This window comes from Pontibacter diazotrophicus, assembly GCF_003367245.1.
Lineage (GTDB): Bacteria > Bacteroidota > Bacteroidia > Cytophagales > Hymenobacteraceae > Pontibacter > Pontibacter diazotrophicus.
Window position 1 is genome coordinate 28,404 of sequence record NZ_QRGR01000013.1, and the last position, 23,181, is coordinate 51,584.

Consider the following 23,181-nt stretch of genomic DNA (forward strand, 5'->3'; position numbering starts at 1 on the left):
GTGGCGGGCTGTCTGCCAGATTTGTACAATTAGGGATAATGCTTACATTTGGATGTATGAAAGCCATTAAATACGTATCACATCGAATCTACACTACCTGGTGCGTCACCTGGTTTGTGCTGCCGTTTGTGGTATCCTATCCTCTCCAGGCTTTTCTAATCCGGAAGGAGAAGTGGTGGCGCCATGTGCACAACATCAACCGCGGTTGGTCTACTGTTTTCCTGCGCATGTTCCTGGCCCCGCTTATAGTGGATCGCCGGGCCAAGCTTGACCCGAACCAGCAGTATATTTTCACGCCCAACCACAGCTCTTACCTCGATATCCCGATGATGCTGCATACCATCCCCGGATTTCTTAACTTTGTGGGGAAGAGTTCACTTGCAAAGGTGCCGCTTTGGGGAAAGGTATATGGGACGCTCTATATTACGGTAGACCGGAGAAACCCGGTAAGCAGTGCCCGCAGTTACATCAAGTCAGTAAGAACGCTGGAACAGGGGCGCAGCCTAGCCATTTTTCCGGAAGGAACCATACCGAAGACCGCTGGCGAAAAGCTGATGGAGTTCAAGGACGGTCCTTTTAAACTGGCTATCGAGAGGCAACTGCCGGTGGTGCCTGTAACGATGCCCTACAACCAGCACTTTCTGCCAGACCTGGAGGGTAAGCTTAAAGTGCGCTGGCACCCGCTCAAAATAGTGGTGCACGAGCCGATTCAAACCAAGGGTATGACCTTACAGGACCTGCCGGAGCTAAAGGCACGGGTATTTAACATCATTCAGACAGAGATAACGAAACACAAGAAGATATATGTCAACGGATATTCAGACTATAAAAAAATTAGCACACTTAGCGAGGCTTGAGTTCAACGAAGAGAAAGAGCAGGAAATGCTGCAGGACCTGAACAAGATCCTGAACTGGATGGACAAGCTGCGCGAACTGGACACAGAGCATGTGGAGCCTTTAACGCACATGTCGGAAGAGGTGAACGTGCTGCGCGAGGATGTTGCCAGGAATACTGTTACACATGAAGAGGCGTTATTGAACGCCCCTAAAAAAGACTCTGATTACTTCCGGGTTCCGAAAGTTTTGGAGTAGTCTGCTGACCTATATATGAATAAAATTAAGTTTTGGGAAGGTTGGGATACTGACATAAGGTATCCCTATCTTTTTTTACTCCTGTTGGGTGTGCTGGCCCTGTTGTTGGGCATTTACCATTATTTTAGCGGAGAAAGCCTTGCCTTTGGCTGGGATAAAATCACAGATCTGCAGGTAGTACCCCTGCCGGTGCATGAGATCACACGCCTCCTCGAGCCTTTTACGCTTTCTGCAGACGGCTATCTTATTTTTGAACAGTATGATGTAGGGCTGCCAACAATAAATACAGCGGCAGCAACCCTCATGCTGATTATCCTGGCCCTGTGTGTTGCCTTTTATACTGCCGCCATCAGCACCATGAAGCAGTTGCCATACTTTGGCAGCATACTGCTGCTCATGCTGTTCCTGGCCACCTTTAACTTTGATGTACTCGGTGCGTTTGGCAATGCCTCCAGTCAACTGCTGCTGATTGCTATCGCCTTGCTGGCCATCAGTAGTTATGCATTTCAGGCTTTTTGGAAGGGGGTTAACTTTTCGCTGCGCCTGCTGGCGATGCTACTTGTTGTGCTGCTGATTGGTATGCTGACTTACAGAGGGGGAGGATTCCCGGCGGAACTGGTAACGCTGCACCTGGTAAACTATAGCACGATTGGCACGCTGGTAGCTACCGTGCTGTTTATCCTGTGGGTAGCCTACGAAAACGTAAATGCACTGCTCTGGATTAATACGCAGGCAAAGACGCCGGAGCGCCGTTTTAGTATGTGGCAGTTTATACTGGTTAGTGTGCTGTACCTGCTCAACCTGGTGTTGCTTTACCTTCGCCATATCGGTTACCTGCAGCTAGACCTGTTTTACATTAACGGCTATTTCATTCTGCTGCTCTCTGCAGTGGCAGGCTTTTGGGGAATGCGACAACGGGAGCAGTATTATAAATCCCTCTTCCTGTTCCGGCCAACAGGTGCTGTGCTGTACCTGGTGTTCGCCACCATTGCCTTTTTGAGCATTGGGTATGCCTTCGCCACAGCTAACGATCCGCTCACTGTATTTTATCACGACATGATCGTGTACACGCACCTTGCCTTTGGCGTGGGCTTCTTCCTGTACATTATGATCAACTTTGGGCGGCTTATAGAGCAGCGTTTGCCGGTATATAAGGTAGTCTATCAGCCGAAGAGTTTCTCCCTTTTCTCTTTTTTCCTGATGAGCCTGATTGCCTGTGTTATACTGGTGATGCGCACGCAGTACCGTTCTTATTTTCATGTGCAGGCAGGGTACTATAACTACCTCGGCGATCTGTATTCAGCTTCCGGAAATGATATTCTGGCGCAGCGGTTTTATGAGGAAAGCGATCTGTATGACGCCAACAATGTGAAAGCCAACTATAGCCTGGCCGCCATGCACCGTCAGGATGCGCAGGTAAACAACGAGATTCTGCGGCTCAAGGACGCGCTGGAAAAGCGCCCGAACCCGAAAATATACGTGCGCCTCGCAAACCTCTACGACGAAAAGCAGTTCTTTTTTGAGAAGCTGTATGTGCTGCAGCAGGGCGCGGAACGGTTCCCGGAAAGCGGCGAGATCTATAACAACCTGGCCCTGCTTTACTCCCAGACAAGCGTGCAGGACAGCACCGAGTATTATTTTGACATGGCGTATGCCTATAACTCAGATAATGATTTTGTGCTTAGCAACCGCTTAGCTTATTACACGCGGCAGGCCATGCTGGACCCTGCCAAAGTGGTGCTGGAGGAAAGCCGGAAAGGCAAAGCCAAGTCGCTGCGCAGCAACATGGCCGCTTTGCGGCAACTGCTGGGCAGAGACCCGCAAAATGAGGACACCTTTATGCCGGATTCCATACAGGCAGTGGAGGACTTTACGCTTTTCTATAACCAGACCATCAGCAGGCTTAACAAAGGCGATACCACACGACTGGAGGCAATCAACAGTTACCTTGCGTCGCCTGCTAACCAGCTGTTTCACGAAGACCTGCTGTACCTGAAGGGGCTGGTGCACCACTATAATGGCCTGCCAAGAGAGGGCAGGAGAGTGGTCGAGAACCTTGCGCTACAGTCAGAGCGGCGCAGTGGCTATTACTATAATGCCCTTGGCCAGTGGATGCTGGAGGAAGAGAACTACCGGGCTGCGGCCGCTTATTTTAAGCAGGCCAAAGACATGGGTTATATACAGGCCTACCTGAGCCAGGGGTATGCGCTGGCGCTGGCAAACCAGCCGGAGGCCGCGACAGAGGCGCTGGAGGAGGTGGCCTTCACCGAGAATGAAGCAGCTGTTGCCGTGGCGCAGGATCTGGCAGAGGTGCTGCAACAAGATGTGAAGACAATTGTGACAGAGGTGCCGGATAAAGATAAAGTGCAGTACCTGTTAACCCACTTGCCACGGCTGAGCCTGGAGGAGGTAAATACCCTGGTACAGGCGGTAGAAGAGAAAGACCTGAAGCGCCGGGCCATGATAGCACGCATAGATTACCTGATTGGCCGGAAAGACTGGAGGGCAGCTTACGAAGCGATAAAAGAAACAGCGCCCAAGCTGCAGCCGGAAGGGGAACTCCGGTCGGCTCTGAACCTGCAGCAGCTCAAGGTGTGGCTGTACGCCGGAAACTACGATGCCGTGCTTAACAGGATGGACAAACTGTACCTGACGGACCGCGATAAGCGCCAGCGGCTGTACTTCAGGGCACGCATCGCCGAAGTGAAAGGACGCACAGAAGAAGCCGCCACGCGGTATGAGCAGGCCCTGAAAATGCTTCTGTATGATGAGGAGGTGGTGTTGGCAGCAGCAAACTTTTTTGACAAGTATAAGCCGGAAGGAGAGACAGCTTATAATATTCTACTGAGCGGTATCACCTATAATCCTTATGCGGCAGAGCTCTATAAAGCGTATGCGCTGGAGAGCCTGGACCAGGGTTTATATACCTATGCGGAACAGGCACAGGAAACGTTGCAGAATTTGCTTCCTTCTTCAGAATACAGTACATTTATAAAGAAGTTAAACCAAAAACGCCAGGAAGTTGAGACCCGTGCTGACAACTGGCAACTATGAAAAAAACCGTATGGACACGCTTATTGTAACGCATGACATCTCAAAGATATACCGCATGGGGACAGAGACCATCCACGCGCTTAAATCGGTGTCTATTAAAATCTCCAAAGGCGAGTATGTGGCTTTTATGGGGCCTTCCGGCTCCGGCAAGTCCACGTTCATGAATATCATCGGCTGCCTCGACACACCCACCGGCGGCACCTATATCCTGAACGGCAACGATGTGAGCAACATGACGGACAATGAGCTGGCAGAGGTGCGCAACAAAGAAATAGGCTTCGTGTTCCAGACCTTTAACCTGCTGCCGCGGCAAACGTCGCTGGAGAACGTGGCCTTGCCACTGATATATGCAGGCTACGGTAAAAGCGATCGGGAGGAGAAGGCACAGCGTGCGCTGGAAAGCGTGGGCCTCGGCACCCGGGGCAAGCACAAGCCAAATGAACTTTCAGGAGGCCAGCGGCAGCGTGTGGCCATTGCCCGTGCCCTCATCAACAACCCAAGCATTATACTGGCAGATGAACCGACAGGTAACCTCGACTCTAAAACCTCTTACGAGATTATGGAACTGTTTGAAGACCTGCACGCCAAGGGTAACACCATTATTATGGTGACGCACGAAGAAGACATTGCCAAATACGCACACCGCATCATAAGAATGCGCGACGGCCTGATAGAGTCTGATACGATAAATGAGGATATCGCTACCGCCACCAGGCTACAGGAGGAACAACATTAGAGTTTGTTTTAAATTTAACCTTTGAGTTGCAAATACGTGCTTCAGAATCTGGAATCACTCTTTTTTGCTTTCAAAAATAAACTAAGCTCTTAATGAAAATATACACAAAAACAGGCGACAAAGGCACCACCTCCCTTATTGGCGGTACCCGTGTGGCCAAATCCAATCTGCGCATAGAGGCCTACGGCACCGTAGACGAACTGAACTCTTATATTGGGCTGGTGCGTGACCAGGAGGTGAACAGGGAACGAGCCACTATCCTGAAAGAGATACAAGACAGGCTTTTCACCATTGGTGCCCTCCTGGCTACTGATCCTGAGAAATCAAAAATGAAAACCCCTGACCTGCACGAAGAGGATGTTACTTTGTTGGAGCAGGAGATTGATACCATGACAGCCGAAGTGCCGCCGCTGCGCGCTTTTGTGCTGCCGGGCGGGCATCAGTCGGTTTCGTTTTGCCATGTGGCCCGTTGCGTGTGCCGCCGTGCCGAGCGTTTAGCCATTCATTTGCAGGAGCTTTCGCCGGTAGAGGACCTGGTGATAAAATATCTGAACAGATTATCCGACTACTTGTTCGCACTTTGCCGTAAAATGACGCAGGAACTCGGGGCGGAGGAAATTACCTGGAAGCCGCGCGTCTGATAAAACATATCTGAATAAATTTAAGCATAAATCTAACTATATGTCAGTTGATACTCTAACTATACCTACAGAGCGTGTGCAGCAATCACGCATTTCGCAGGTGGATTTTGACAATCTTCAGTTCGGGAAGACTTTCTCCGACCACATGTTTGTGGTGGATTATAAAGACGGCGCATGGCAAAACCCACAGGTGCTGCCCTACGGTAACATGTCGCTGAGCCCTGCTACTTCTTCCCTGCACTATGGCCAGGCTCTTTTTGAGGGGATGAAAGCGTACCGTGACCAAAATGGTGACCTTCTTCTTTTCAGACCCCTGGCCAATCATAAGCGCCTGAACACTTCAGCAGAGCGTTTGTGCATGCCGGAGTTGCCGGAGGAGCTTTTCATGCAGGGCCTTAGCCAGTTGTTGCGCACAGATGCAGAATGGGTGCCTTCAAAGGAGGGAAGTTCTCTGTATATTCGTCCGCTGATGTTTGCCACAGACGATTATATTGGAGTGCGGCCGTCGCTAACGTACCGTTTCCTGATCATCACGTGCCCGGTAGGCAAGTACTACGATAAGCCGGTGAAGGTAGCGGTGGAGCCTCATTATGTGCGTTCAGCAGAAGGTGGGGCGGGTTATGCCAAAGCGGCAGGTAACTATGCGGCGGCACTGCTGCCATCCCGTAAAATGCAGGAGAAAGGCTACGACCAGCTTATCTGGACTGATGCCAAGGAGCACAAATACATAGAGGAATCAGGTACCATGAACGTGATGTTTGTGATAGATGGTGTGCTGGTAACCCCGAGCCTGAGCACCAGTATTCTGCACGGTGTTACCCGCGACAGTGTGCTGCAGGTGGCAAAAGATCTCGGCTATACGGTAGAAGAGCGTCGTATTGCTGTTGACGAAGTCATTGAGGCGCAGAAAAACGGCAAACTTTCAGAAGCCTTCGGAACGGGAACAGCAGCTATAATTTCGCAGATTTCCCTGATCCATCATAACGGGCAGGATTATGAGCTGCCTCCTGTGGAGGGACGTGAAATCTCTAACAGGGTAGCTGCAGAGTTAGATAAAGTAAGAACAGGCCAGGCACCGGATACACACAATTGGGTGCATAAAATCAGCCTGTAAAGCATAACATATGCACAAAATGCTGGAGTATAGGCTGCTATGGTTTATACTGCAGCATTTTGCCTTTTAAACGATTTCATACATTTTTATAAACTATAATCCATGACAACTGAACAGGTTAAGGAATTAAAGGCCAGAGTTGAGGCCTTGAGGAGGTATCTTTGACTACGATACCAAGAGACAACAAATAGAAGAAACAGAAAAGCAAACCACTGCGCCTGATTTCTGGGACGATCCAAAAGCTGCGGAGAAAGTCCTTAAAGAAATCAAATCGATAAAAGTATGGACAGACCATTATGAGGAGGTAGAGAAAGCGATCTCCGACTTTGAGGTGCTGTTTGATTTTTACAAAGAGGGAGACGTTTCGGAAGAGGATATTAAGCAGGAGTTTAAAAAAGCGACTGAAGCAGTAGAGGGTCTTGAGTTCAAGCGCATGCTGAGCAGCGAGGAAGACCAGTTGAATGCCATCATCGAAATTAACCCGGGTGCCGGCGGTACAGAAAGCCAGGACTGGGCCGAGATGTTGATGCGCATGTACATCATGTGGGCGGAGTCTCATAAATTCGGTGTGAAGCAAATCAACTATAATCCGGGCGACGGTGCCGGTATAAAGTCCGCTACCTTAGAAATAACCGGCGACTTTGCCTACGGTTACCTGAAATCTGAAATAGGGGTACACCGTTTGGTGCGCATCTCACCGTTTGACTCCGGTGGCCGCCGCCATACTTCGTTCGCCTCGGTATTTTCTTACCCGGTAGTAGACGACACCATCAATATCGAGATCAACCCGAGTGATATTGAATGGGATACTTTCCGATCGGGCGGTGCCGGTGGCCAGAACGTGAACAAGGTAGAGACAGCCGTGCGCCTGAAGCACAAGCCATCGGGCATTGTGATTGAGTGCCAGATTGAACGCTCCCAACTTATGAACAAAGAGCACGCGCTGCGCATGCTGAAGTCCCGGCTGTACCAGATAGAGATAGAAAAGCGAAACGAGGAGCGTGACCGCATCGAGAGCACCAAAAAGCGCATCGATTTCGGCTCGCAAATCCGGAATTATGTGCTGCACCCTTACAAGCTCATCAAAGACATTCGGACGGGTGTAGAGCGTAGTGATGTGCAGAACGTGCTGGACGGAGACCTGGATGAGTATATTAAAGCATATTTAATGCAGGCGTAAGCCATTCGTAGTATAGCATAAACAGAAAAAGGCACCGGATATGGTGCCTTTTTCTGTTTATGTCTGCTATGTATTTAGGAGAATCATTAGCCCCCACCCAGCTGCAATTGTAGGTAATATTTTAAGGTAACAGTGTTGCCAAGGTCTTATTCCCGGAGAAAGTATAACAGGAAGAAGGGGTGTTTTTTTTATTATATACAAACGCTTATAAATCATCCACTGATAGGTCTATTTTTATGAAAAACTCATCATGATATATTTCATTTTGATAAAAATATGACCTAGTTATTAACGAATAAATACAATTTACTGGGATTGGTAAGTGATTGCTCAGAAAAGAGATATATTTATCAGTGAATATAACAAGGGATGTAGGTTGTTTTTGTTGTGACATCAATAAACTAGTGCGTTTAATGACAAATTTATTTTTTTTTGCCGCTATTGTTTTTGTATTTGTTAATACATAATATTGGGAAACGATAATAAACATTAGCGTACGGCGAGAAAAAAATAGCAGATGATTCATTGTACCCTAATCCAACTCCAATCCCTGTGTTAGTTTACTGTATCTGTTGTAAGGCCCGTAGCTGAAAAAGCTTCAATAAAATTTGAGAAAGACTTAGTACTGCCAGGTGTTTTATACTTCCTGACTATCATGAATAAAGCACCTGCAAAGTGCTACTGGAAATGTATTGCTTAAATATTACAATAAACCAAACTCAATTAACTTAATCTAACTACTAACAACAAATGAGAAAATTGTTACTCATGAGTTTTGTTTTTGTGCTCACGCTTCTACAACAAGCGTATGCACAGAGCAGAACGGTGTCTGGAACGGTAACCGACCAGGCCACATCACAAGGGCTACCCGGTGTAGCGGTAATCGTAAAAGGTACAAGTGTAGGAACGGCCACAGGCCCAAATGGCGGTTTTACAGTAAACGTTCCTGAAGGCTCAAACACACTCGTGTTCAGGTACATTGGATACCAGACAGTGGAGCGGTCTGTTGACAACAACAGTACAATTGATGTATCGCTGGCAATAGACAACAAGCAACTGGAGGAGGTTGTGGTAGTTGGATACGGTACGCAGCTGAAAAGAGATGTAACCAGCTCTATTGCCCAGGTAACAGGAGAGGAGATAGCCAATTTAGCTACTCCGAGCTTTGACCAGCAGTTAGCCGGTCGTGCCTCTGGTGTGCAGATCACGCAGCCATCAGGTATTCTGGGAGCCCCTCCGAAAATCAACATCCGTGGTGTAAACTCCATTTCTTCCAGCACACAGCCACTTATTGTAATTGATGGTGTGCCTGCTATTACTGGAAACCTGGGTGGTTTTACGCCTGCGAACGCTCTTGCCGACATCAACCCGAACGACATCGAGTCTTTTGAAATTTTGAAGGATGGTGCTGCTACGGCTGTGTACGGTTCCCGTGCATCAAACGGTGTTATACTGGTTACTACAAAGCGCGGTAAAGCAGGTCAGGCTAAATTCTCTTACGATGGATGGGCTGGTACTGCCAAGGCAATTGAACTGCACGACCTGCTGAATGCAGCAGAGTTTGTTGAAATTACCAATGAGAAATACAGAAACATCGGACAGACTGAGCCGGCAAATTTAGGAGAGTCTGACACAGACTGGAACAAAGAAGTATTCCGTACTGCCCTGCAGCAAAGCCACGCCTTCTCAGCGAGCGGCGGTACTGACAGAAACACTTATTACTTCTCTCTGGGTTACACTGATCAGGAAGGTATCGGACGCGCCAACAACCTGAAGCGTTACACGGTGCGTACGAACATGACAACAAAGGTTACGGACTGGCTGGATTTCGGTATTCAGGCAGGCTTGTCCAACCAGATCAACGAAGGCCCTTTAACTGGCTCTAACAGCTTGTCTGGTAATATGTTCAGTGTTATCCGTATGCACCCTAACGTGCCGGTATATGATCCGGAGCACCCGACCGGATATAACATTGATGAGGTAAACCCACGCTCGCTGGGCCGCGGACCAAACACCGCCACTATCGCCAACGGTATCCCGAACATTCGTTTTGTACTGGATAACAACCTGCGCAGATCTACCAGCTACCGTGGTCTCGGAAATGCTTACCTGGACTTTAAAATAATTGATAACCTGCGCTTCAAAACTTTGCTCGGCGCTGACTTAAGCATGACCGAAGACTTCCTGTACAACGATCCACGTCACGGTGATGGCCAGGGATCTAACGGTACGCTTTCTCAGGCTTACACGCCAATCAACCGTTGGAACCTGCAGAACATCCTGAGCTATAACAAGCAACTGGGCGAGGTGCACAGCATTGATGCAACTTTAGTGCAGGAATACACTAAAACAAGAAACCGTTTCTTCCAGGCACAGGGAACTGGCCTTGCCGACCGTTTCTTCCGCGAAAACCTTGTGAGCGGTGCCTTTGCTAACCAGTTTGCTTTTGGTGGTATCGGTGAAAACGGCCTTGCTTCTTACCTGGCTCGCTTTAACTACAACTATGCGGGTAAGTATTATATCGGTGGTTCAATCCGTGCGGATGGTTTGTCTAAGCTTCCTGCTGATAACCGTTGGGGATATTTCCCGGGCGTGTCTGCTGCATGGAGAATCTCTGAAGAAGAATTCTACAAAAACTCTGCTTTCTCCACCATACTTAGCGACCTGAGACTGAGAGGTAGCTACGCTGAAGTAGGTAACGTGGATATCTCTGGTAACTACCCTTATTTAGGCACATTCGGCTCAGCACAATACGGTTCTCAGAACGGTATCTCTTACAGCAACACGGCTAACCCTGATCTGAGATGGGAAGCTCAGAAAATCTCTGATATAGGTTTAGATTTTGGCTTGTTTAACGGCCGCCTTAACCTGGAAATGGCCTACTGGAAAAAAGACAACTCTGATATTGTACTGAATGCGCCAACGCCTCCTTCTCTGGGAGTGCCAGGAAACAGCATCAGCAGAAACATTGGCCGTATTGTAAACGATGGTCTTGAGTTTGCTATCTCCGGTACTGTTTTAAGCACTTCTAACTTCAGCTGGAACTCCAACCTGAACTTCTCTACGCAGCGCAACGAGATTAAGGAACTTGTGGAGGGACAGGACATTGTGTTTGAATACACCATCCACCGCGAAGGCGAGTCTATCAATGCCATTTATGGTTACAACTATGAGGGTGTGAACATGGCAAACGGTAACCCTATTTATCGTAAGGCAGATGGTTCCTTAGTGCAGGGCAATATTACGGGTGTGCCTGCAAACCCTGCAACCGGAGCACCAGCAATAGTAGCCGGTGTATACTACGGATACGACCCGGCTAATCCGGAAGTGTTTGGTGACAGATCTACTTTAACTACTGCTGATAAGCAAATTCTTGGTACAACGCTTCCGAAGTGGTTTGGTGGTTTCGATAACAACTTCAAGTATGGCAACTTTGACCTGAACGTGTTCTTCCGCTTCTCTGGTGGCAACAAGATTATGAACCGTACGCGCCAGGACCTGTTAACGATGGCTTTCGAGAACAACGGCGCAGAGATACTGAACAGATGGCAGAGCCCGGAGAACCCAGGTGATGGCGAGACTCCGAAACTAGCAGCCGGTGCCGCTTACAGTAACTTTATCAACCGTGTAAGTGAATCCTCTACCCGTTTCGTAGAGAGTGGCGACTTCTTAAAGCTAAGCAACTTAACTTTAGGTTACACCCTGCCTACAGCGCTTACGCAGCGTGCCAAAATTAACCGCCTCAGAGTGTATGCTCAGTTACAGAATGCCCTTGTATTTACGAAATACTCTGGCCTGGATCCTGAGACCTATACCAACATTTCTGGTACTAACAGCAACCTTGGTGTTGATTGGAACGGCCAGCCGCAGCAGCGTATAGCTACTGTGGGTGTAAATCTTGGATTTTAATTATTAAATTATCTGACAATGAAAAATAGATATTTCTTAAAACATAAACTGAAGTTAGCGCTCATAGCACCGGCAATGTGCATGTCGATGCTGCTTACTTCATGCGAAGATGACGTGTTGGAGCTAACTCCCTTCAACGCGCTTTCAGAAGAAACTGCTTTTACTACACCAGAGCGTATTAACCTTGCGGTGGTGGGCATTTACGATGCGGCACAAAGTGGCTTCTTTGCTGGTGGTGCTGTGCGTGGCTATCCTTTTGGTGCTGCGCATGTGGAGCAGGGAGACAACCGTGGAGAGGACATGCTGAACCTGGAGGCCTTCTATGCCATCACGTATGAGTCTACCTATAATGCGGCCTCTGCCAACAACCTGTACCACTTCGAGACCTTGTACGGCGTAATTAACCAGGCAAACGTGGTGATAGAGGGACTGCAGAACGCAGTTGCCTCTAACGTAATCACAGCAGAAGTAGCGCAACAGTACGAGGCTGAGGCCCGCTTCTTACGTGCTTTGTCGCATCATGAGCTTCTGGTACACTTTGCACGCCCTTACAACCATACACCAGATGCATCACACCTGGGTGTGCCTTACAGAACAATGGCTGTTAACTCGCCTGCACGTGTTGAAGAAGCATCTCAAGCGGGGCGTAATACAGTGAAAGAAAGCTACGATCTGCTGCTGCAGGATTTGGATTTCGCAGAAGAGAACCTGCCTGACACACGCTCTAACAAAATTTCAAGAGCTACACAGGGTGCCGCCATCGCGCTTAAAACACGTGTGCTGCTGCACAAACGCGACTGGGCTGGCGTAATAACAGAAGGCCGTAAACTAGTGCCTGAATCAGCTCCCTTTGTGAGCCCAATTGGCGGGTACAGCTTAACAGCGTCTCCTGAGGGTCCTTTTGAAAATAACAGCAGCAACTCGGAGTCTATTTTCTCTTTTGAGAATACAGCAAACGATAACGCCAGTGTGAATGGTTCGCTGGGGCAGATGTACAATGCCGGCACTGGTGGCCGTGCACTGGTGGCAATCAGCCCGATTATCTGGAATGCCGCTTTCTGGCCTGAAGACGATGCACGCCGTGATATAACAGTGAGCACCGCCAGAGCCATCTATACCAGCAAATACCGTGATGCAGCAACTCAATCAGACTGGTCTCCGATTGTGCGTTATGCAGAGGTAATGCTGAACGTGGCAGAGGCTATCGCCAGAACAGAAGGAAATGGTCAGGCGCTGGAACTCCTGAATGCAGTGCGCGGAAGATCTACAGATCAGTTGTATACTGATTTATCCGGAGATGCTCTAGTGCAAGCCATCATCAATGAAAGACGTGTTGAGTTCTTGGCAGAAGGTATACGCTGGAAAGATATCCACCGCCTGGCTGTAGAAGGAACTTTTGGTCCGCAAGGTATTCCTGCTAAAGTTGCTTCTGCAAACTTGAAGTTTACGGATTACGTGGCTGCCAGTGGAGAAGTGAGAGCAGGTGCAGTATCTGTTGGTGCTATTCCTTATGATGACTACCGTTTCATCTGGCCAATTCCTGTGACTGAGACAAACGCGAACCCTACGTTAGCAGCGCAGCAGAACCCTGGATATTAGTCTTAATTAAATTTAACTTTAAAGGCCTTCCGACTTAATCGGAAGGCCTTTTTGTTGAAAGGCAGTGGTAAAGCCTCTCGTTTGTTGCTTATAACCCGCCGTCTTTTGAGTGGCGGGTTTTTCTTTTTATACTTGTGGCACAGATTTTCACACGTATGCTTTTATCAAACCACAGTGGCTATACTTTAGAAGCGGGAGTAGATGAAGTGGGAAGAGGCTGCCTGGCTGGCCCGGTAGTGGCAGCAGCCGTTATCCTGCCTATCGATTATCGGCACCCACTCCTGAACGACTCCAAAAAGCTCAGCAAGAAACAGCGGGAGTTGCTGCGGGAAGATATTTTAGCAGACGCCGTGGCCTGGGCAATAGGAGAGGCCTCTCCGGCAGAGATAGATAAAGTAAACATTCTGAACGCAACGTACCTGGCGATGCACAGGGCACTGGAAAAGTTGGAGACAGCGCCGGAGTACCTGCTCGTGGATGGAAACCGCTTTAAGCCTTACAAAGAGTTGCCTTACAGCTGTATGGTGAAAGGTGATGGAAGGTACCTCTCCATTGCGGCGGCCTCGGTGTTAGCCAAAACCTACCGGGACAATTTGATGTGCGCATTGGCAGAAAATCATCCGCATTATGGTTGGGAGCAGAATGCCGGTTATCCTACAAAACTGCATCGGAATGGAATTGGTCGCCATGGCGCAACGGTGCACCACCGGCAGTCGTTTACGCTGCTGCCCAAACAACCAGACCTGTTCTAAAGCTGTTGTACCGCCATAAGGCCCTTGTGATTGGGCAGTCCTGGTGCGGCTACTGCTTCAGTTTTATAAGGTCAAGAAAAAGGCTGAAGCTGTCGAGGGAGGAATGGCTTTTCTCAAAGCTGTCGAAGGTAAGTGGCTTTACAATATAACCTGTTACATTCAGGCGCTGGGCGGCCATCCGGTCTACTTCTTCGTTAGAGGTCGTCATGATGAAGACAGGGATGTGACTGAATTCCGGCTCGCGGCGTATTTCTGCCAGAAACTCCAGTCCATTCATTTTAGGCATGTTGATGTCTAAGAGAATAACGCTGGGTGCAGGCGATATTTTTTCAGCACCTTCGGTTCCGCGTAGCATGTTCAGAGCCTCGCGGCCATTACGTGCCACCAGTAGCGGAAGGGAAACATTTATCTTACTTAGCTCCCGCTCTACATTCATAATATCCAGGTAGTCATCTTCAACTAAAAGGATATTAACTGCTTTATCACTCATTATCTAATTGTGCCTCCGGTAAAAATCTAAACAAATAAAATATTATCTCACTTTTTAGGCCATGTAAAGGTAAAAGTAGCGCCCTGCCCGGGTTGAGACCTAACACCTATGGTGCCTCCCTGCCATTCTACAATCTTCTTTACGATGGTTAAACCAACACCAGTGCTTTCCACCGCATCCCGTTCCTGCAGCGTCTGGAAAATTACAAAAATCCGCTCATGGTAATCCGGATCAATGCCCGGGCCGTTGTCTGCTACAGAAAATTCGTAGAAGTCATCTAATTCCTGGCAGGTTACCTTTATCAGGCCCTCGCTTTTATCATGGTACTTAATAGCATTATTGATCAGGTTGCTGAACACCTGCTGCAGCTGTATACGGATGGTATACAGTATTGGCATGTTATCCTGTACCTCAATCCTGAAGCCTGGAGGAGGGGTGAGCATATCTACTACCTCACTCAGTAGTATGTTCACATCCACTTCCTCCTCTATCTGTTTCGTGCGGCCGATGCGGGCAAGCGCAAGTATACCGTTTATCAGGTTTTCCATGCGGTGCACCCGAATGCGCATCATCATAAGGTACTCCTGCACCTTGGGAGGCAGCTGCGTGCCCATGTCTTCCTCTACCCAACGCGAAACCACCTCTATGCCACGTAGCGGCGCTTTCAGATCATGCGATACCACATAAGCAAACTGGTCGAGTTCTTTGTTCTTGCGGTCCAGCTCGGTAAAGGTCTCACCTATGGTAGCCGACATACGGTTAAGGGAGTGCGAGAGTTGGCTGAGTTCATCGCGGGAGTTGTCGATTATCTGGGTTTTGTAATCGCCCTGCGATACTTGTTCAGCCAGCGTCACCATTTTGATGATGCGCCCCGAGATGAGACGCGTAATGTAGTAGGCCCAACTTAACCCCAGAATAACGGATAGAATGGTGAGTATGGTAGAGAGCTGCTTGGTGTTTATTATACTATTGTTCAGGCGTTCACGCCGCTCTGTACGTACCTGGTACTCGTAAGCATTAAACTCACTGAAGGAGGTACGGATGGAGTCCATCAGGGCTTTTTCTCCCAATACAAGGCTGTCCAGCCTCAGGTGAAAAGTATCGTCTACTTTGTCCACATCTGTGCGTACCATGGCAATGAGTGGTTCAGCATACACCCTCCGCCATCGGTTTTGCAGGTGAATAATCTCATTCATTTTTTCTTCCTGCCCGGGTAAACCAGATATAAATTTCTTCGTTTCCTGGAAAAGGCTGGGCAGCTTGTTTTTTGCCTGTACGTAGGGCTGGAGGAACGTTTCATTTCCATTTAACAAAAACCCGCGCAGGCCTGTTTCCATGTCAATAATGTCGCGCTGCAGGGAAGCTGAGTTCCGAACTACAACCTGGGACCGCGACACCCACACGGTGTTCTCAATTACAGCGTCTGAAAGCCTGATATTGACAATGGCTACCGCTGTAAAAAGGAGTGAGATGAGTAGGAAGCCTGCGAAAAGTTTATAAGAAAGTTTCATCTAAGGATGCTTTTCCTTTGCCTTGAATACATGCAATGGCATGCCTGAAATTTAAAGGTACAATTGTTTTCTGAAGTTTTTAAGTCTGCGAGCGGCAAAGCAACAGCAAAAAGAGCGAAATTAGCTTGATAAGCTGGATATGGCTAAGGTGTGGGGAGGCATGAAAAGGAACAAGCATAATGGGAGAAGCTGATTCGATGCAACAGGAACACGCCTGAGCAGCAGCAATTTTAGGTAATGTACCCTGGCTAAAGCTAACTTGCTGCTGCTGTAGGGGCAGGTATTTTATTTCGGAAGGGGATATAATTTACTTATTTTTGCCACACAAATACGCTGAACCTTATACAACACTGCATGGAACTTAAGAAGATTGCTTTGAATGATGTGCACGAAGCCCTGGGTGCTAAAATGGTGCCTTTTGCCGGCTACAACATGCCTGTGCGCTATTCGTCTGATATAGAAGAACATAATGCTGTTCGTAATGCTGTTGGTATCTTTGATGTGTCGCACATGGGTGAGTTTATACTGCGCGGTCCGCAGGCCCTGGACCTGATCCAGCGTATCACATCGAACGATGCCTCTAAACTAACAGATGGTAAAGTGCAGTATTCCTGCTTCCCGAACGAAGAAGGCGGTATTGTTGACGATTTGCTGGTGTACCGTTTCAGCGAGGAAGAGTATATGCTGGTCGTAAACGCCTCCAATATTGAGAAAGACTGGGCTTGGGTAAATAAGTATAACACGGATGGTGTGGAGCTGGAGAATATCTCTGACGAAATATCACTGTTTGCCGTGCAGGGGCCAAATGCAGCCGAGGCACTGCAGTCACTCACGTCTATTGACCTGCCAGCCATGGTATACTATACTTTTGAAAAAGGTGAATTTGCCGGCGTGCAGGATGTCATCGTTTCAGCAACGGGTTATACCGGCTCAGGTGGTTTCGAGATTTACGTGAAGAACGAGAACGCCAAAGCCGTATTCGATGCCATTATGGAAGCCGGTAAGGATTTCGGTATCAAGCCTATCGGACTCGGCGCACGCGACACGCTGCGCCTTGAAATGGGATTTTGCCTTTACGGAAACGACATAAACGACACGACCTCCCCGTTAGAGGCCGGTTTAGGCTGGATCACGAAGTTCGACAAAGACTTTACAAACGCGGATAACCTGAAGGCTCAGAAGGAAGCTGGTGTAACACGGAAGCTAATCGCCTTTGAGATGCTGGAAAAAGCCATCCCGCGCGCGCACTACGATATTGTGAATGCAGCAGGAGAAAAGGTGGGTGAAGTGACGTCGGGCACCATGGCGCCATCGTTGGGTAAAGGTGTCGGACTTGGTTATGTAACCAAAGACTTAAGCAAAGCAGGTACTGAGATATACATCCGGGTGCGCAATAAAGACATGAAGGCACAGGTGGTAAAGCTGCCTTTCTATAAGAAATAGTTGTGAGTTACTCGTTGCTTGTTATCTGTGTAAAAAGAGGAACGAACAACGAGTAACGTTAAATGAATAACGAGATAAGATGGCAAGTATAGACGTGTGTTACAGCCCGGAGCTGCTGCACTTATATGATTTAAAAGGAAAGGCAGTAGTGGCGGTAGATATACTGCGGGCTACTTCTACCATGGTGACCGCTTTTGCACATGGTGCCAGGGATATTTTTCCGGTGATGGAGCTGGAGGAATGCCGTGCTTTTTCCGGAGGGGGCTGTCTGACAGCTGCCGAACGCAATGGCATAAAAGCAGAAGGCTTTGACCTTGGCAATTCCCCTTTCAGTTACATGAACGGTGCCGTGGATGGCCGATCTATTGCCATTACAACGACCAATGGTACCCGTGCCATTCGCCTGTCCGAAGCTGCTGAAGAGGTGATAGTGGGTGCTTTTCTGAACCTGAAAACGGTAGCTCGTCATCTATCAGAACTGCAGCTAGATGTGGTGGTGGTGTGTGCTGGCTGGAAAGGGCAATTTAATCTTGAAGATACCCTTTTTGCTGGCGCCCTGGTGGATTGCCTGCAACAGGACTTTACTTCTGAGAATGATGCCACCTTGGCTTCGCTACACCTGTACCAGGCCGCCAAGACAGATGTGTTCAATTTCCTGAGACAGTCCTCGCATGTGCGCCGCCTCGAGAATTTAGGCATTCATGAAGATGTTCAGTTCTGCCTGCAGCACAACCTGTATGAGGTGCTACCAGTATGGCGCCAGGATAGACTGATAGACCTAGCAGTCGTACAGAGTTAGAAAGTTAGAAGGTTAAAAAGTTAGAAAGTTACAACAGCACTGAATCTGGCGCCGGTATCCAATCGGTGACGTGCAGTGGGTGCGAGTCTCCATACTCGCTTGTGAAACTAAAGTAAAAAGAGCCAGAACTTATAAATACCCCAGTTTTAAACAACTCTCTAACTCTCTAACTTTCTAACCTTCTAACTCCCTAGCTTCTTATTGTTTTTGTGCCGCTCGCTGTCGCGGGCGGTTTTCTTTTCGAGGTTTTTACGCAGCGCCTCCGTTAAATCAGTGCCGGTCTGGTTTGCCAGGCAGATCAGGACAAACAATACATCGGCCAGTTCATCGCCTAAGTTTTTGCCTTCGTCGCTCTTCTTAAAGGATTGCTCGCCATACTGCCGCGAAATAATGCGGGCTACTTCTCCCACTTCTTCTGTAAGGATGGCCATGTTGGTGAGCTCGTTAAAATAACGGACTCCGTTTTCCTGTATCCATTTATCTACAATGGCTTGTGCTTCGGCTAAGGTCATGCTTTTATCTGCTTATCTATTTGCCAAATTTAACCACAAAATCAAGATAAGGCACACCTATAAAGACAACTTCGCTAGCAATATCAGGATTGTTGAGGAAAGCGAAGTCAACCGTGATTCTCTCACCCATAAAGCGTAAGCCGTACGAATAAACACCATAGTAGCCACCTGCCGGTACAAACCAGTTTTCTGTTACCAGCGCCACTTTACGCCCAACCCGCTTCATGCCACTGAGGTTAATCACAGGTTCCCCGGAAACTTCATCGTCTACATACCCAAAGCCAACCCCAAGGGTAACGTTATTATCCCTGTTGCCATACGTTACGATGCCGTAGCCAATGCCCAATCCAGAAAAATCTTCGATGGCTGCGTTCGCATAAAGTACACCAGCCCCGGCATTCCAGTTCTCACTGATAGGGAAAGTATATTTAGGTGTGATGAAGAAGATAGGCTCCCCGGAAAATGTGGATATCAGTTCAAAGCCAGCCCCGATAGTAAACCTGTCTGTCACTCCATAATTAAAAGAGTTCAGGACCAGATATGTGTTTTGGTAATATGCTTCGCCTTTGCGCAGGCTATAAGCAGATGGGGAGAAAAGGTAGCGGGTGGCATTCGGGTTTTCAAACCAGTACACGCCATTCCTGAAGTTCCGCTCGTCCAGAATCCGGAAGTTCTTCACGGCACTCATCGGGATTGTTATCTCACCGGCGCTTTCAGTTAGCAAGCGAATGCCTGCTTCACTCTGGCCTAAATATGTTCCCTGAAATACGGAGCCATCGTTGGTCTCTACAATCCAGCGCTGCGGAGGGGAAGTTTGTGCCTGTATACTGTCTGTCTGCTGTGCCAGCACAGCAGTGGCAGAGCTGAGCCATAAGGTAATACACAGCAAAGCAAATACAGCAAATGAGCAAGCGTGCAATCTGCTAACCATAATCTGGAGGTAAAGCAATATGAAACTGATTTCGCAAAAACCCCTAAATATATAGAATTACGCTATATGTTTGACCTTTAACTAGATATTTTTGACTATTCCTTGTTTTTGGTGTCTATCACAATGGTCACAGGGCCATCGTTTAAAAGCGACACTTTCATGTCGGCACCAAACTCGCCGGTCTGTACCTTTTTCCCCAGGGTAGCCTCCAATAGCGTTACAAAGCGCTCGTACAGCGGAACAGCCAGGGTAGGAGGGGCAGCATTGATATAGGAGGGGCGATTACCTTTTTTTGTGCTGGCATACAACGTAAACTGGCTGATAACAAGTAGGTCTCCCTGCACGTCCTGCACACTAAGGTTCATTTTACCTTCTGCATCCCCAAAAATGCGTAGCTGCGCCACTTTTCCTGCCATCCACTTCAGGTCTTCCTCCGTATCGTCACCGCAAAAGCCTGCTAGCAGCAGCAGGCCAAGCCCTATTTCACCTTTCACCTTATTCTCAATTACGACCGAAGCCTGCGTTACCCGCTGTATAACAATGCGCATACTTAACTATAGATTCGTTGAGGGGCAAAGGTATCAATTTATAAATTTTGAGATATGAAAACTTGGGAAGGAGTAAGCAGCAGCAGGAACCATATTTCCTGTGAGCACAAAAATCAACAATTTAGCAATGAAGCCATTCAGCAATTAATCCACATACCCCTCGTAGCGGATGCGGTTTACCTTCCCGTTTTTGAGGTGGAAGTGCAGTGACATTGGAGCGCCTTCATGGTTCGAGGCTATAATCTCGTTGTTGCTTTGGGTAATGTCCAGTTCCTGGCCTTGTGCTTTCAGCTTGTTCAGGAGTTCTGACTGGCTCATGCCTACACGCAGGTTGTCGCGCAGGGTAATGTCGGGGCTCTGTATGTCTGCCACCTGCAGGAGTAATTCACCAGACTGGCTCGGAGCATAAAATTCCATCATGGAGTTGCCGAACCGGAGAGTGAAAATGGTATCGGTTACATCAGACTTGTGGCGGTTTTCGATGGCATCCGCATCCAATGTTAAATCAGCGTCAATTTGCTCAATGTAGGTGCTCAGGCTGTTGCCCTGGCTGCGGCTGGCTACAAAAGGGTTGCTGAGCAGGCTAACCGTGGCTGGCGCAGCAGGAGCGCGCCGGCGGACAGAGGCCGTGTCAGTAATGGCATTGCTGCGCTCTTCGGGCACAAAGTTCTCCTCTTCAGAAGCTGTGTCGGAGCTGCAGGCAACGGCGAATGTGTTTACAAAAAGCAACAGCAACATCAGGCGCACAGAAAGGCTGTACGTGTAGCGGAGGCTGCTGTAGCGGCGAATTAGCATGTGAACAAAATGGTAAAAATGGTGCAGGTAAGAACTATACTTACATACGAGATGTAGCCGCTCAAAAGTTATAGCTAAAACGCCTCCGCTGGTTGTTTGGCCCTGGGATAAAGTATAATTTTGTGGCAAATATGATACAAAAATGAATACACAGCAAATAGCGCTTATAACATATACAGATACCGGTAATTACAGTGGCATTTCTGATGAGGAGAACAGCAAACTCTATGATTTGTTAAAAGGAAAAGGGTTAAATATTTCTTTTCAGATTTGGGATGATCCTGCCGTAGACTGGAGCCAGTTTGACCTCATCGTCCTGAAATCGCCCTGGGATTATTTTGATAAGATCGATGCATTCTATGCCTGGCTGGATGAGCTGGAGAGGCTGCAGGTACGTGTGCTGAACCCGGTGGAGATTGTGCGCTGGAATGCCGACAAACGCTACCTGCTGGACCTGCAGGAGCAGGGCGTGAAGGTGGTACCCACCGTGTGGCTGGAGCAGGGAGATATCTTTGAACCGGCCCGGCTGTTCCAGGACTTCGGCGCAGAAAAAGTAATCGTGAAGCCTGCTGTTAGTGGCGGTGCCAAAAATACATTCGCACTGACTTTAACAGAGGCAGAGGCTAAAACAGAATTAATAAACGAGTTGCTGCAGCAGGAAAGCTTTCTGGCGCAGCCGTTTATAGAGGAAGTCAAAACAAAAGGAGAGTGGTCGTTCCTGTTCTTTAACGGGGAGTACAGCCACACCGTACTGAAAACCGCTAAGCCCGGCGATTTCCGGGTGCAGCACTTTTACGGAGGCACTGTGCATACCCCCGAGCCACCGGCTGCCCTACTGGAGGCGGCACAGCGCATCGTGGATAAACACGCACCCGGTTGCCTTTATGCGCGTGTTGATGGAGTGGAACACAACGGGGAACTGGCCCTGATGGAGCTGGAGTTGATCGAACCGTTCCTGTTTATGGCTACGAGCGCAGGCGCTTTTGAGCGCTACTATGAGGCCCTGCTGGTGCAGTTGCAGGAAGCTGCAAACATGGTGTCTTAAGAAGAAAGCAGCTTATTCTTTGCTGTGGAATACCAGCAGCGGTATCTCCACTTTTAGCACCAGTTTTTTTGTCAGGCTGGTGTCAAAGACGCCTTCCAATAGAGAGCGCTTGCGGTTTGTGACGGCAAGCAGGTCCACCTGCTCCTTTTCTACGAAGCGTTGGAGGTTATCAGCTATGTCCTGTCCCTCCAGCAGCAGGAAGCGGATGTTGTCAGTCTGTATCTCGCGCTCCAGCTTCGCCTGCAACTGGGTTAGTTTTTCCCTGTCTTCCTGCATGGCAGCTCCCGGGGTAAAATGGAGGCAAAGAATGTGTGGGTTAAATGGCTGTAACAACTGCTGCAACGTTCTGATCGCTTCCGGGTCTGCTTTATCAAAATCAGTGGCATACAACACACGTTTTAAGTCATGGCTTTGGGAGTGTTGTGGCACCGCCAGCACCGGCACTTTTACATCGTCTACCATTTTAGTGGTAATCGTGCCGAAGATGGCGTCGGAAAGCCCGCCTTCTCCCTTAGTACCCATAATGATCAGGTTCGGCTTAAAGCGCCTGCTCTCTTCCGGAATCACGTCGTCCGGTGAGCCCTCTATAAAGGAGGTTTTCAGGTGTACCTGCCGGCTGCCCGTTTTGCTTTGCAACTCTTGGCGCAGTCCCTCCAATCTGCGTTGCTCCTCCCGCTCATTCCGGTTAATGACACGCTCGGTCACTTTTTCTGTAGAAGTAAGCTTTTCCTGGTCTTCCTCCTCCGGTACTTTCCAGGGAGAGGCCAGGTAATCTTTAAAGCAGTGCAGGAGCAGGATTTCTGATTCTGGTGCTGCCGATGCAAGATCCAGGGCGTACTGACAGGCTTTGTAAGTACTGTCCTGAAAATCGACAGGTATAAGTATTCTGAACATGGTAGCTGTGTTAAGGGTTAGGATTTTATATACGTGGCAGCGGTCGCGGTAAGTTGCTGTTTCTGTAAGCATACCTTTCACGTAAACAGTATTTGTTGTTCCGGACTGGCAGCCACCGACCTGATAAGTGAGAAAA

At 48.5% G+C, this 23,181-nt stretch carries 20 protein-coding genes; 13 read left to right on the forward strand and 7 right to left on the reverse strand.

From position 1 onward, the window contains the following. Window positions 1–56: 56 nt before the first annotated feature. From DXT99_RS13150 to DXT99_RS13195, 10 genes are all read left to right on the forward strand, one after another. Window positions 57–857: a lysophospholipid acyltransferase family protein gene (locus DXT99_RS13150; RefSeq protein WP_246000713.1), complete on the forward strand. Its 801-nt coding sequence runs from the start codon at window positions 57–59 to the stop codon at window positions 855–857. Next, a complete protein-coding gene (gene gatC, locus DXT99_RS13155) occupies window positions 805–1,092 on the forward strand; it encodes an Asp-tRNA(Asn)/Glu-tRNA(Gln) amidotransferase subunit GatC (RefSeq protein WP_115566028.1) in 288 nt (95 codons plus the stop codon). Before DXT99_RS13150 ends, gatC begins: the two co-directional genes overlap by 53 nt. 15 nt (window positions 1,093–1,107) lie before the next feature. Next, window positions 1,108–4,146 carry a tetratricopeptide repeat protein gene (locus DXT99_RS13160; RefSeq protein WP_115566029.1) on the forward strand — a complete coding sequence of 1,013 codons (3,039 nt, stop codon included), beginning with the start codon at window positions 1,108–1,110 and terminating at the stop codon, window positions 4,144–4,146. A 10-nt stretch (window positions 4,147–4,156) separates the two neighbouring features. After that, the gene (locus DXT99_RS13165) at window positions 4,157–4,882 is read left to right on the forward strand and encodes an ABC transporter ATP-binding protein (protein WP_115566136.1); all 726 of its coding nucleotides are present in this window, start codon (window positions 4,157–4,159) and stop codon (window positions 4,880–4,882) included. A 92-nt stretch (window positions 4,883–4,974) separates the two neighbouring features. Next, entirely contained in the window at window positions 4,975–5,523 is a 549-nt protein-coding gene (locus tag DXT99_RS13170; protein ID WP_115566030.1) for a cob(I)yrinic acid a,c-diamide adenosyltransferase, read from the forward strand. A 40-nt stretch (window positions 5,524–5,563) separates the two neighbouring features. Next, on the forward strand, window positions 5,564–6,637 hold the full coding sequence (locus DXT99_RS13175; RefSeq protein ID WP_115566031.1) for a branched-chain amino acid aminotransferase: 1,074 nt from the start codon (window positions 5,564–5,566) through the stop codon (window positions 6,635–6,637). Between the two features lie 102 nt (window positions 6,638–6,739). Then, a protein-coding gene (prfB, locus tag DXT99_RS13180; RefSeq protein WP_115566032.1) for a peptide chain release factor 2 occupies window positions 6,740–7,817 on the forward strand; the annotation gives its coding sequence in 2 pieces (ribosomal slippage) (window positions 6,740–6,799 and window positions 6,801–7,817; 1,077 coding nt in all). A gap of 750 nt (window positions 7,818–8,567) precedes the next feature. After that, the gene (locus tag DXT99_RS13185; RefSeq protein WP_246000714.1) at window positions 8,568–11,726 is read left to right on the forward strand and encodes a SusC/RagA family TonB-linked outer membrane protein; all 3,159 of its coding nucleotides are present in this window, start codon (window positions 8,568–8,570) and stop codon (window positions 11,724–11,726) included. Window positions 11,727–11,744: 18 nt separating this feature from the next. Continuing rightward, a complete protein-coding gene (locus tag DXT99_RS13190) occupies window positions 11,745–13,325 on the forward strand; it encodes a RagB/SusD family nutrient uptake outer membrane protein (RefSeq protein ID WP_246000717.1) in 1,581 nt (526 codons plus the stop codon). Between the two features lie 155 nt (window positions 13,326–13,480). Then, a complete protein-coding gene (locus DXT99_RS13195) occupies window positions 13,481–14,077 on the forward strand; it encodes a ribonuclease HII (protein ID WP_115566034.1) in 597 nt (198 codons plus the stop codon). Between the two features lie 49 nt (window positions 14,078–14,126). Here the strand turns inward: DXT99_RS13195 and DXT99_RS13200 are convergent, their stop codons facing one another. Then, window positions 14,127–14,567 carry a response regulator gene (locus DXT99_RS13200; protein WP_115566035.1) on the reverse strand — a complete coding sequence of 147 codons (441 nt, stop codon included), beginning with the start codon at window positions 14,565–14,567 and terminating at the stop codon, window positions 14,127–14,129. Window positions 14,568–14,614: 47 nt separating this feature from the next. Then, complete coding sequence (locus DXT99_RS13205; protein WP_115566036.1) at window positions 14,615–16,078, reverse strand: sensor histidine kinase; 1,464 nt, start codon at window positions 16,076–16,078, stop codon at window positions 14,615–14,617. 354 nt (window positions 16,079–16,432) lie between these two features. On the opposite strand from DXT99_RS13205, the gene gcvT reads away from it, so the two are divergent. Both gcvT and DXT99_RS13215 read left to right on the forward strand, forming a co-directional pair. Continuing rightward, entirely contained in the window at window positions 16,433–17,521 is a 1,089-nt protein-coding gene (gene gcvT / locus DXT99_RS13210) for a glycine cleavage system aminomethyltransferase GcvT (RefSeq protein WP_115566037.1), read from the forward strand. A 79-nt stretch (window positions 17,522–17,600) separates the two neighbouring features. Continuing rightward, entirely contained in the window at window positions 17,601–18,320 is a 720-nt protein-coding gene (locus DXT99_RS13215) for a 2-phosphosulfolactate phosphatase (protein WP_115566038.1), read from the forward strand. Window positions 18,321–18,502: 182 nt separating this feature from the next. Here the strand turns inward: DXT99_RS13215 and DXT99_RS13220 are convergent, their stop codons facing one another. From DXT99_RS13220 to DXT99_RS13235, 4 genes are all read right to left on the reverse strand, one after another. Beyond that, entirely contained in the window at window positions 18,503–18,832 is a 330-nt protein-coding gene (locus tag DXT99_RS13220; RefSeq protein ID WP_115566039.1) for a nucleotide pyrophosphohydrolase, read from the reverse strand. A gap of 16 nt (window positions 18,833–18,848) precedes the next feature. Next, on the reverse strand, window positions 18,849–19,763 hold the full coding sequence (locus tag DXT99_RS13225) for a hypothetical protein (protein ID WP_147294220.1): 915 nt from the start codon (window positions 19,761–19,763) through the stop codon (window positions 18,849–18,851). Window positions 19,764–19,858: 95 nt separating this feature from the next. Beyond that, a complete protein-coding gene (gene dtd, locus DXT99_RS13230) occupies window positions 19,859–20,311 on the reverse strand; it encodes a D-aminoacyl-tRNA deacylase (RefSeq protein WP_115566041.1) in 453 nt (150 codons plus the stop codon). Between the two features lie 144 nt (window positions 20,312–20,455). Further along, complete coding sequence (locus DXT99_RS13235) at window positions 20,456–21,106, reverse strand: hypothetical protein (RefSeq protein ID WP_115566042.1); 651 nt, start codon at window positions 21,104–21,106, stop codon at window positions 20,456–20,458. Between the two features lie 142 nt (window positions 21,107–21,248). Here DXT99_RS13235 and DXT99_RS13240 point away from each other — a divergent pair, with 142 nt between their 5' ends. Beyond that, on the forward strand, window positions 21,249–22,151 hold the full coding sequence (locus DXT99_RS13240) for an ATP-grasp domain-containing protein (RefSeq protein WP_115566043.1): 903 nt from the start codon (window positions 21,249–21,251) through the stop codon (window positions 22,149–22,151). 12 nt (window positions 22,152–22,163) lie between these two features. Here the strand turns inward: DXT99_RS13240 and DXT99_RS13245 are convergent, their stop codons facing one another. Continuing rightward, on the reverse strand, window positions 22,164–23,117 hold the full coding sequence (locus DXT99_RS13245; protein ID WP_115566044.1) for a universal stress protein: 954 nt from the start codon (window positions 23,115–23,117) through the stop codon (window positions 22,164–22,166). Between the last annotated feature and the right edge of the window lie 64 nt (window positions 23,118–23,181).